Raw genomic sequence first — 9,885 nt, 5'->3', positions numbered from 1 at the left:
AGAATCGCGGTGATCACCGCGGCCTCGCTCCGTAGGGAATCGTTCGCCCAGCGGATCAGCCGGAAGACCAGGCTGCGCCCGACCGTGAGGCTGAGGCCCAAGAACACCAGCGTCCCCGCGAGGCTGCGGCCGATCGCCCACGGGTCGAGCGTACCGGCCTGCGCCAGGCTGAAGATGACCGCGATGATGACCCAGCCGATCGTGTCGTCGATGATCGCCGAAGCGACGATCACCTGGCCGACGTTGCGGCGCAGAAAATTCATCTCGCGCACCACCATGGCGACGATCTTGACCGACGAGATCGCGAGCGCGGTGCCGAGGAAGAGGGCGGTGACGAGGCGCAATTCGGGATGCGGCAGCATCGCCTCGGGCAGGAACTGACCGAGGAGGAAGCCGCAGCCGAACGGCACCGCGACGCCGGTGACCGAGACGCTGACTGCCGCCCGCCGCACCCTGCGCACCAGGGCGAGGTCGGTCTCCAGGCCGGTCATCAGCAGGAGCAGCAGGATGCCGAGCTGGGCGATGCCGTCGAGCAGCGCCTTCTGGTCGCGCCCGGGCGGAAACAGCCAGTGCTGTGCCTCCGGCCACACGGCCCCGAGGACGGAGGGGCCGAGCAGGAGGCCGGCCAGCAACTGGCCCATCACCGCGGGCTGTCCGACCCGCAGCATCGCCTCGCCGAGCAGGCGCCCGACGGCGAGGAGCAGCACGATCTGGACGATCAGCACGACCTCGGACGGGCCGCTGCCCGAGCCGATCCCGGCGGCCTGGGCGGAGCCGGCGGCAAGGACACCTGTGAGGGCGAGGAGCGCTGGTCTCACGCGCACGATCCGCCGGGAGGGCGTGGCGCAGAGGTGCTGGTGTCTCGCACGCCGGTCTCTGTCCTCTCGGTTCGCGCGAGCGTCAACCGGGGCACCCTGGGCCGGTTCCTGTCTGCGTGACGATGGCAAAGCGCGACCGGTTCGAGCGTGAAGGCCCCGATCGACATTACGGAGCCTGCACGAACCGCTCGCGGCGGGAACGCCTCAGGCGCGGGAGATCGGCAGGAGCCGGCTCCGGGCCAGCCTCCGGGTTGATCGCGAGCGCCTGACGATCCACCCGGACCATCAGGAAAGACGCGGCGGCGGCGCTCGTCAGGCCGGCCGCTCCGGCGGCGAGGCCGGCCATGGTCAGGCCAGCGTCGATCGACCAGACAGCGGCCGCCATCGCGGCGCCGATCGCTGCCGTCATGGTAAAGAACATCCGTTGTCCTCCGGCTACCGGAGGCAAGTCGTCAAGCTCTGTCAGGTTCGCCCGGTATGGCCGGTGTGGTATGTGAATCCTGAACAGCGGCGCGGAAGATCCGAGGAGATCGTTAAGGGATTGGCGCCTAGGCTCGGCGATGGTCAACCGTTCCTGAGTATCCGACCGTGTCTCTGCGTACCAACCTCACCCTCGCGACGATCGCCAGCCTCGGCTTCGCCACGGTGTGCGCCGTGTGCTCGGCGCAGCTCGAGCGGGAGCCGCCGCGCCCGGTCCCGCTCGTCGCCGCGGCCCCGCCGGTGTCCCTGGACGAGCCGGTCACCACCGGCTCGATCGTGCCGACGCCGCCTTCCGCGAAGGTGGCGCGGCTCGCCCGGGTCGAGCCCAAGCCCGAGCCGAAGAAGATCGTGAAGCCGAAGCCCGAGCCGGCCCTCGATTCCGAGCGCCTAGCCGCGCTCCTCGCCGAGCCGACCGTGATGAAGCCGAAGCACTGAGGCCGTGGTCCGGGGGCTCCCTCCGTGGTCGGGGACAAGCCCCGCGGTGGAGCCTCCGGGGTGACAGGCTCGCACGACGCCCCTCTCCGCATCGCGACCGCGAGGCCGCCGCAGCGATTGCCGGGCGATCGACCGGATCCGGTCCGGTGCGCGTCAGGCGCGGCGCAGAGCCCGCCACGCGCCGGCCCCGGCGAGGGCCGCCAGTCCGAGCGCGATGAGGGCGTTGTAGCCCGCGAGCGAGATGCCGAGGAAGCGCCAGGCCGCCGCGGTGCAATCGACCGGGTGGGTGGCCTGAAGCGACTTGAGGAAATCGTCGACTCCGGCCGGGGCAGGGCCGGACCCGCCGCCGCAATCGCTCGGGCCGGGCCAGAACCCCCACTCGGCCCCGGCATGATAGGCGCCGAGCCCGGCGCCGACCAGGAGGATCAGGGCCACCAACGCCAGCAGCCCGCCGGAGAGGCGGCGCGGCAGCAGCAGGGCAGCGGCGAGCAGCGGGAGGACGAGGTAATAGGGCTGGCGCTCGGTCAGGCAGAGCTTGCACGGCACGTAGCCGAAGACGTGCTGGAAGACGAGCGCACCGCCGACCGTCGCGGCGGCGCCGACGAGCACCAGCACGGCCGCCGGCCGGGGCGCGGTGAGCCGTTCGGCCAGCATCGGGACCATCGGGGTGTGGGCCACCGGAGTGTGGGCCATGGCGGACGCCTCAGAACAGGTAGCGGAAGCCGACGAAGCCGAGCACCCCGACCGCCACGAACACGGCCGCCACCGCGTTCAGGTGCCGGTCGAGGACGGTGCGGATGCCGACGCCGTAGCGGCCGACGAGACCGGCAAGGATGAAGAACCGCAAGCCCCGGGTGATCACCGACAGCACGATGAACCAGAACAGGTCGTAGCCGGCAAAGCCCGACGTGATCGTGACGAGCTTGTAGGGGATCGGGGTGAGGCCCTTCAGCAGGATCACCCAGTGGCCGTAATGCGCGTAGGCGTCCCGGAAGGCGTCGGCGCCCTTGTCGAGGCCGTAGAGATGGAAGAGCCAGGCGCCCAGCGAATCGTAGAGCAGCGCCCCGATGGCGTAGCCGGCGATCCCGCCGGCCACCGAGGTCAGCGTCGCGATCAGCGCGTAGGTCCAGGCTTTCTCGGGCCGGGTCACCGCCATCGGCACCAGCATCACGTCCGGCGGGATCGGGAAGAACGAGCTTTCCGCGAACGAGACCGCGCCGAGCGCGTAGGGGGCCGAGGGGCGCGCGGCGAGCGCGAGGATCCACTCGTAGAGGCGGCGCAGCATCGTGGAGAGACACCCGTCTGGGATGAGGTCGCGCCCTTTGAGCACAGGATTGCGGCGCTGGCGAGGGCATCCGCCGCAGGGGTGGAGCGCGACCATCCGGTGCCGGGCAGCGGAGGACGGCGGGACAGAGCAGGCGGGCCGATCCGCGGTGCCGGACCAGCAGAGCGCAGTCGGTCGGCACGGAGCATCTCGACCGGAAGGACTAGGCCCGATGGCGGGAGCGGGTTTTGTCTTGACTGCACTGCGCGAATCCGTCCGATCCCCGCCACGATCGACGAGCATCGATCACCGTGAAATCCACCGAAGGCCCCGCGTGATGCCGACCCTGCGTTCGCTCCTCGCCCTCGCCGTGCTGGCGGCGGGCGCCGCCCCCGCTCTTTCGGCGGAGGACATCGTCGCGCGCTGGCAGCGGGCCGATGCAGCCTGCGCCCTGCCGGCCTCGCCGCTGTCGGACCAGGCCTGCGAGGATCGCAACCGCTACGCCGATGCCCTGCGCCGCCAGGGCTGGTGCGAAAGCCGCGCCACGACCGCCTACGATCATTGGGGCTGGCAGCGCTGTGCGCCGGCCGCGACCGCGCGGGCGATGCCGCGGCGCCGGGTCCGCCCGCACGCCTGATCCCTCCTGCAAACGGGGGATGCGCTCGCCCTCGGAACCGGGCTAAGCTTTTTGCCTATGGACCCTCGACTTCGGCCCCGCCCGGCCCCCGCCGGCGGGGTTTCTTTCATCGACCGAGCCTTCCGTCGCGGGACCGCGCCGTCACCGGTCGAGACGGTGCGCCACCATGTCGGCCGCGGCCGGCGCGAAGCCGAGTTCCAATCGGTTACGCAATGACATTCCGCGATCCCACAAGAATCTAAGAGCCTGTCTGAGCACGATTGTCTGCCCAAGATGTAAGGCCGCTGGGATCCATCGTGTTCCCTGCGTGGGTCCCGTCCACGACGTGGCTCGACCCTGTCCTTACGGCAAAGCGGCCCGCGGCCCGGTGCCGGCGGGCAGCGCCGCCACGGCGTCGCGCATGATCGATTCGGTCAGGATCTGCGGCAGCACCGCCACGCCGCCGCGCCCGTCATAGAGCAGGTAGAGCGGCACGCCGGAGCGGCCGTTGGCCTCCAGCACCCGGGTGATCTCCGGGTTCTGGTTGGTCCAGTCGCCCTTGAGCTGGGCGACGTCATGGGCCTTGAAGGCGTCCTGCACGGCGGCCGCCCGCAAGGTGGCACGGTCGTTGACCTGGCAGGTGATGCACCAGGCCGCCGTCATGTTGACGAAGACCGGCCGATGCGCGGCCAGCAGCGCGTCGAGCCGGGCCTGGGTGAACGGCTCGATCCCGTCGGCGCTCGCGACCGTCACCGGGCCGGCGCGGTCCCGGTCGAGCACGGCGAGGAGGCCGGCGAGACCGAGAAGGCTCAGCAAGGCGGCGACCTGCGCCCCGCGCCGGGCGAGGGGGCCGGCCATCCGGCCGCGCTCGATCGCCCAGGCGCAAAACCCCACCAGCACCAGCCCGGTCAGCCCGGCCATCAGCCCGGCGGGACCGACCTGCTGGCTCAGCACCCAGACCAGCCACGCCACCGTGAGATAGAGCGGGAAGGCGAGGAGGCCCTTGAGGGTCTCCATCCAGGCCCCGGGCCGCGGCAGGCGGCGCAACCCGGCCGGCCAGGCCGTCAGCAGCGCGAAGGGGAGGGCGAGGCCGAGGCCGAGCGCGGCGAAGACCGCGAGCGCCACCGCGGCGCCTTGGGTCAGGCCATAGCCGACCGCCGCGCCCATGAACGGCGCGGTGCAGGGCGTGGCGACCACGGTCGCCAGCACGCCGGTGAAGAACGAGCCTTCGAGCCCGGCCCGCCGGGCCAGCCCATCGCCGAGGGCGGCGGCCCGGCCGCCGAGATGCCAGACCCCCGACAGGCTCAGGCCCATGGCGAGGAGCCCATAGGCGAGGCCCGCCACCACCAGGGGCGATTGCAGCTGGAAGCCCCAGCCGATCTGCGCGCCGCCGGCCCGCAGCGCGATCAGCAGGCCGGCGAGGCCGAGGAAGGTCGCCAGCACCCCGGCCGTGTAGGCGAGGCCGTGCAGCCGCACCCGGCCCGGGCTCTCGCCGGAATGGCGCACCAGGCTCAAGACCTTGATCGACAGGACCGGGAAGACGCAGGGCATCAGGTTGAGCAGCAGCCCGCCCAGGAAGGCGAGGATGGCCGCTTGCCACAGGCCCCCGGCCTCCGCCGCTCCGGCCGCGAGGGCAGTGGGGGCCGGCGCCGCCGGTGAGGCTGCCGCCGGGGCCGACACCGCGGCCGGGGCGGGCGTTGCCGTGCCGAGTGCGTAGGCGCGCCGGACCGGGCCCGATCCGGTCTCCTCGGTGAAGGTCAGGACGCCGTCCGCCTGCGGCGCCGCGGCGTCGGCCTGGCTGCTGCGCTGGAGCCGCAGGTGCAGGCCCGCGGCGTCGCTCGTCGCCACCTGCGCGGCGGCGTGCTCCAGGGCGGTCTCGGAATAGGGGAAGAAGGCGACGTCGCGGGCCTCAAGGCCGGGGGCATCGATGTCGAGCACCGGGGTGCCGCCCTCCTGCCGCATCCGCACCGGCCAGGGGGCGGGGACGGGCAGCCGCTCACGGCCCTGCGCGAACAGGGCGGCATGGCGGGGATCGGGCCGCGGGCTGGTGCCGGTGGCCGCCACCGGCAGGCTCGTCGACAGGGTCGCCTCGCCCGGCACGCATTCGCGCTCGCAGACGAGATACGACACCTTGGCCTTGAGCGGGACCGGGCCGGCCCCGAGGCTGTCCGGTGCGGTGAGCGGCACGGTCAGCAGCACCTCGCCCTCGTAGCCGAAATTCATCAGGTCGCCGACCGGAATCCGCTCCGGCGCCGGCCACGCGATGCCGCCGGCGGAAAAGCCCGGGGGCAGGGTCCAGGCGATCTCCGGAGGCAGGCCGGAATCACCGGGATTGCGCCAGTAGACGTGCCAGCCCGGCTTCATCGTCAGCCGCACCCCGGCGGTGAGCGTGGCGCCGGGCGCGACGGCGCTCTCCTGGGTCACCAGCTCGGCCCGGACGAGGTCGGCATATTTCGAGGGCCGCGGCACCTGCGCCTCGGCCGTGCCGAGGGTGACGCAGAAGGCGAGCAGGGCGAGGGGGAGGGCGAGCGAGCGGGGCGGCATGATCCCGGGTTAGCCGGACTCTGCGGCGCTGGCGAGGCCCGCGGGATCGCGTTCGCGTGAGGCAGCCTTCAGGTCCGCCAGGGCGGCGGGTCGAGGGCGGCGGCGAGGGCATCGAGGAAGCGGCGGGTGCGGGCGGCACGGGCCCGGTTGGGCGCGCCGAGGAGCGCCATCACGGGGGCCTCGGGCAGGGCGTGACCGGGCAGGAGCCGGACCAGGCGCCCCGCCCGCAGGTCGTCGGCGACGTCCCATTCCGAGCGCAGGATGATGCCCCGAGCGGCGAGCGCCCAGCCGCGCACCACCTCGCCGTCGTTGCTGGCCAGGCGCGGCTCGATCCGGATTCGCGCCTCCGCGCCGTCGCGCCGGAAGCGCCACAGGGTCACGTCCTCGTCGTTCTCCCGCAGGGCGATGCAGGCATGGGCGCGCAGGTCCTCGGGGCTCGCCGGTTCGCCCCGGGCCGAGAGATAGGCCGGCGCGGCGCAGACCACCCGGTCGTTCGGGGCGAGGCGCCGGGCGATCAGGCCGGGCGCCGCCTGCGCGATCTCGCCGACATGGATGGCGAGGTCGAAGGTCCCGGCCGGCACGCCGCCGAGGCGGTCGGAGAGCATGAGGTCGATCGCCACCTGCGGATGCGCCGCCTGGAACGCCGCCGCGACCGGGGCGACGTGGCGGCGGCCGAAGCCGAGGGGCGCCACGATCCGCAGGTGCCCCACCACCTGCCCGCGCCGGGCGGCCAGGGCCTCGTCGAGCTCGCCGAGCGAATCGAGGATCTGGCGGCCGCGCTCGGCGATCAGCTCGCCCTCGTCGGTGAGCGCCAGGTGGCGCCCGGCCCGGTCGACGAGATGCACGCCGAGCCGCTCCTCCAGGGCGCGCAGGCGCTGCGTGACCGCCGGCGGCGACACGTCGAGGGCTCGCGAGGCGGCCGCCAGCGAGGGCGCCTCGGCGACGGCGAGGAAGAAGCGGATGTCGTCGGGCCCGAGCATGAATGATGAGCTTAATGCAGGAGGCAGGCGGCGTTAATGGCGCAACCGCCCCTCCCGTGCTTCCTGGGGGCCAGACTCGTCGCGACCGGTAAGGAGCCACGCGATCATGCCCGAGCCGCTGGACACCCTGCAAACCCCCTGCCTGCTCCTCGACGAGGCGCGCCTGCGCGCCAATGCCGAGCGGATGCGCGCCCATCTGGCCACCCTCGGGGTGACCCTTCGCCCCCACCTCAAGACCGCGAAATCCCTCGAAATCGGGCGCATCGCCATGGCCTCGCCCCAGGGCCCGGCCATCGTCTCGACCCTGCTGGAGGCGGAGTACTTCGCCGAGGGCGGCGTGCGCGACATGATCTACGGCGTCGGCATCGCGCCGGCGAAGCTGCCCCGGGTCGCGGCGATCCGGGCCGGCGGCACCGACCTCGCGATCATCCTCGACAGCCTGGAACAGGCGGAGGCGGTGGCGGCCCATGTCCGCGCCCGCGGCGACGCGGTCCCGGTCCTGATCGAGGTCGATGCCGACGGCCACCGCTCGGGCGTCGCGCCGAACGACAGTGACACCCTGGTGGCGATCGGCCGGGCGCTCGTGGCGGGCGGCGCGGAGCTGCGCGGCGTGATGCTGCATGCCGGCGACAGCTATTCCCTGCGCGATCCCGAGGCCCTGGCGGCGGCGGCGGAGACCGAGCGGGTCGCCGCGGTGACGGCGGCGGCGGGTCTGCGGGCGGCGGGCCTGCCCTGCCCGGTGGTCAGCGTCGGCTCGACCCCGACTGCGCGGTTTGCCCGCGACCTCACCGGCATCACCGAGGTCCGCGCCGGCGTCTACATGCTCGGCGACCTGTTCCAGGCCGGCGTCGGCTCGGTCGCGGTCGAGGACATCGCGGTCTCGGTGCTCGCCACGGTGATCGGCCACCAGCGGGCGAAGGGCTGGATCATCGTCGATGCCGGCTGGATGGCGATGTCCCGCGACCGCGGCACCGCGCGGCAGGCGGTGGACCAGGGCTACGGCCTCGTCTGCGACACGCAAGGCCGGCCCTATCGCGATCTCATCGTGGCCGACGCCAACCAGGAGCACGGCATCGTCGCCTTGCGGAAGGGCTCGGGCGCGAGCCTGCCGGAGCTTCCGATCGGCGCGCAGATCCGCATCCTGCCGAACCACGCCTGCGCGACGGGGGCGCAGCACGACCGCTATCACGTCCTCGACGGGGAGGGCCGCGTCGCGGCCGTCTGGCCCCGCATCAACGGGTGGTAGGAGCCCAACGCCATGTCGGATACACCATCGAGCACGATGTCGGACACGATCGACCGCATCGCCACCAAAGCCGCGTCGACGCCGGCCGGGCATTATTCGCAAGCGACCGCCTGGCGCGACCTCGTCTTCGTCTCGGGCCAGCTCGGTGCGCGGGCCGATGGCAGCCACACGGCGGACCAGCCGTTCGAGGCGCAGGTGCGCCAGGCCCTCGCGAGCCTGCTCGCCATCCTGGCGGAGGCGGGAAGCGGGCCGCAGCACATCCTGCGGGTCACCGCCTACATCGTCGGCGTCGGGAACTGGCCGGACTTCAACCGGATCTATGCCGAGATGCTCGGCGACGCGAAGCCGGCCCGCACGGTGGTGCCGGTGCCGGAGCTGCACCACGGTTACCTGGCGGAGATCGAGGCGATCGCCGTGCGGGGCAGGTGAGGGCGGTCCCGGTCCTCTCGCTCAACCCGCCTCGTCCGGCTCCGGGCCACGGGTGAGGTCGAGGCCCTTGCCAGCCTGATCCTTGCCAGCCTGATCCGTCTCGCCGTTGCCGACCGTCCGCTCCGGGCCTTTCAGCGCCACCGTGGTGCCGGTGCGGGCGGCGTCGTAGATCGCCTCCATCAGGATCTGGTCCTGCAACCCCTCCTCGCCCGGGGTGCGGGGCGTGCGGTTCTCCAGGATGCAGGTCGCCATGTGGTCGATCTCGAGGGCGAACTGGTTCTTCGCGCCCAGCGCCCGCTCCTCCTTCGCCTCCGCCTTTCCCTCGCGGTGGTTCAGGAACAGGCGCTGGCCCTCGTAGGCGAAGGCGTTCTGAAGCTGGATCGCGCCGCCCTCGGCCTGGACGGTCAGCGAGCGGGTCTCGTGCGCGCCGTAGCTGGTCGAACAGAGCGCCAGCGCGCCCGAGGGGAAGCGCAGGGTGAAGGCCACACTCTCCTCGACCTCGCGGAAGAGCGGGTCGTCCGGCGAGTGGATCTGGGCCTGAACCGAGACCGGCTCCTCGCCCATCAGCGCCCGCACCCCGTTCAGGCAATAGAGCCCGATATCCGGCAGCGCCCCGCCGCCCGCCAGCGCCTTCCGCATCCGCCATTGCTCGGGCAGGCTCATGGTCTGGGTGTTGGTCGCCTCGATCAGCTTGACCTTGCCGTACTTGGCGCTGCGCACCAGCCGCGCCACCTCGCGGTTGTAGGGCTCGTACTGGCAGCGATAGGCGATCATCAGCCTCACCTTCGCGGCGGCGCAAGCCTCGATCATCGCCCGCGCCTCGGCGGCGGAGGTCGCCATCGGCTTCTCGCACAGCACGTGCTTGCCGGCCCCGGCCGCGGCGATCACCTGGTCGCGGTGGAGCGCGTTCGGGGTGACGATGTAGACCGCCTTCACCTGCGGGTTGCGGGCGAGCGCGTCCCAGCCGTCATAGCCGTACACCGCCTCCGGCGTGATGCCGTATTGCGCCGCCACCGCCTTGGCCTTCTCGGGCGAGCCCGACATCAGGGCGACGGGCTTCGCCCGCCGGCACT

Annotated in this window: 11 protein-coding genes; 4 read left to right on the top strand and 7 right to left on the bottom strand. The window is 72.6% G+C overall.

All coding sequences use genetic code 11. From position 1 onward, the window contains the following. Nucleotides 1–824: cation:proton antiporter (locus tag VP06_RS31440; RefSeq protein WP_048467758.1), on the bottom strand; the 824-nt coding region annotated here is incomplete at its 3' end. Nucleotides 825–984: 160 nt separating this feature from the next. After that, nucleotides 985–1,227: a hypothetical protein gene (locus VP06_RS31435; protein WP_156295867.1), complete on the bottom strand. Its 243-nt coding sequence runs from the start codon at nt 1,225–1,227 to the stop codon at nt 985–987. A gap of 179 nt (nt 1,228–1,406) precedes the next feature. Between VP06_RS31435 and VP06_RS31430 the strand changes: the two genes are divergently transcribed. Beyond that, on the top strand, nt 1,407–1,733 hold the full coding sequence (locus tag VP06_RS31430; protein ID WP_048467754.1) for a hypothetical protein: 327 nt from the start codon (nt 1,407–1,409) through the stop codon (nt 1,731–1,733). A 153-nt stretch (nt 1,734–1,886) separates the two neighbouring features. Here VP06_RS31430 and VP06_RS31425 read toward each other — a convergent pair whose 3' ends face one another. Together VP06_RS31425 and VP06_RS31420 are read right to left on the bottom strand one after the other, a co-directional pair. Next, nucleotides 1,887–2,387 carry a disulfide bond formation protein B gene (locus tag VP06_RS31425; RefSeq protein WP_048467757.1) on the bottom strand — a complete coding sequence of 167 codons (501 nt, stop codon included), beginning with the start codon at nt 2,385–2,387 and terminating at the stop codon, nt 1,887–1,889. Nucleotides 2,388–2,436: 49 nt separating this feature from the next. After that, nucleotides 2,437–3,018: a YqaA family protein gene (locus tag VP06_RS31420; protein ID WP_048467753.1), complete on the bottom strand. Its 582-nt coding sequence runs from the start codon at nt 3,016–3,018 to the stop codon at nt 2,437–2,439. Nucleotides 3,019–3,334: 316 nt separating this feature from the next. On the opposite strand from VP06_RS31420, the gene VP06_RS31415 reads away from it, so the two are divergent. Then, nucleotides 3,335–3,634 carry a hypothetical protein gene (locus VP06_RS31415; RefSeq protein WP_048467752.1) on the top strand — a complete coding sequence of 100 codons (300 nt, stop codon included), beginning with the start codon at nt 3,335–3,337 and terminating at the stop codon, nt 3,632–3,634. Between the two features lie 342 nt (nt 3,635–3,976). On the opposite strand, the gene VP06_RS31410 is transcribed toward VP06_RS31415, so the two are convergent. Together VP06_RS31410 and VP06_RS31405 are read right to left on the bottom strand one after the other, a co-directional pair. Beyond that, the gene (locus VP06_RS31410; RefSeq protein ID WP_053082115.1) at nt 3,977–6,157 is read right to left on the bottom strand and encodes a protein-disulfide reductase DsbD family protein; all 2,181 of its coding nucleotides are present in this window, start codon (nt 6,155–6,157) and stop codon (nt 3,977–3,979) included. Nucleotides 6,158–6,225: 68 nt separating this feature from the next. After that, the gene (locus VP06_RS31405; RefSeq protein ID WP_048467751.1) at nt 6,226–7,137 is read right to left on the bottom strand and encodes a LysR family transcriptional regulator; all 912 of its coding nucleotides are present in this window, start codon (nt 7,135–7,137) and stop codon (nt 6,226–6,228) included. A gap of 106 nt (nt 7,138–7,243) precedes the next feature. On the opposite strand from VP06_RS31405, the gene VP06_RS31400 reads away from it, so the two are divergent. Together VP06_RS31400 and VP06_RS31395 are read left to right on the top strand one after the other, a co-directional pair. Then, on the top strand, nt 7,244–8,383 hold the full coding sequence (locus VP06_RS31400) for a DSD1 family PLP-dependent enzyme (protein ID WP_048467750.1): 1,140 nt from the start codon (nt 7,244–7,246) through the stop codon (nt 8,381–8,383). Nucleotides 8,384–8,395: 12 nt separating this feature from the next. After that, nucleotides 8,396–8,812 (top strand): RidA family protein, encoded by a 417-nt coding sequence (locus VP06_RS31395; RefSeq protein ID WP_342586857.1) that lies wholly within the window; start codon nt 8,396–8,398, stop codon nt 8,810–8,812. Nucleotides 8,813–8,833: 21 nt separating this feature from the next. Here the strand turns inward: VP06_RS31395 and VP06_RS31390 are convergent. After that, nucleotides 8,834–9,885, bottom strand: a 1,052-nt coding sequence (locus tag VP06_RS31390) for a Gfo/Idh/MocA family protein (protein ID WP_048467748.1), incomplete at its 5' end; no start/stop codon positions are given.

The organism is Methylobacterium aquaticum, assembly GCF_001043915.1.
GTDB lineage: Bacteria > Pseudomonadota > Alphaproteobacteria > Rhizobiales > Beijerinckiaceae > Methylobacterium > Methylobacterium aquaticum.
The sequence above is the reverse complement of the archived record's forward strand: the minus strand, read 5'-3'. Positions and strand labels throughout refer to the sequence as shown.

Coding starts and splice junctions, on each gene's coding strand:
- VP06_RS31435 (WP_156295867.1), bottom strand. CDS start 1,227: ATGACGGCAGCGATCGGCGCCGCGATGGCGGCCGCTGTCTGGTCGATC.
- VP06_RS31425 (WP_048467757.1), bottom strand. CDS start 2,387: ATGCTGGCCGAACGGCTCACCGCGCCCCGGCCGGCGGCCGTGCTGGTG.
- VP06_RS31420 (WP_048467753.1), bottom strand. CDS start 3,018: ATGCTGCGCCGCCTCTACGAGTGGATCCTCGCGCTCGCCGCGCGCCCC.
- VP06_RS31415 (WP_048467752.1), top strand. CDS start 3,335: ATGCCGACCCTGCGTTCGCTCCTCGCCCTCGCCGTGCTGGCGGCGGGC.
- VP06_RS31410 (WP_053082115.1), bottom strand. CDS start 6,157: ATGCCGCCCCGCTCGCTCGCCCTCCCCCTCGCCCTGCTCGCCTTCTGC.
- VP06_RS31405 (WP_048467751.1), bottom strand. CDS start 7,137: ATGCTCGGGCCCGACGACATCCGCTTCTTCCTCGCCGTCGCCGAGGCG.
- VP06_RS31400 (WP_048467750.1), top strand. CDS start 7,244: ATGCCCGAGCCGCTGGACACCCTGCAAACCCCCTGCCTGCTCCTCGAC.
- VP06_RS31395 (WP_342586857.1), top strand. CDS start 8,396: ATGTCGGATACACCATCGAGCACGATGTCGGACACGATCGACCGCATC.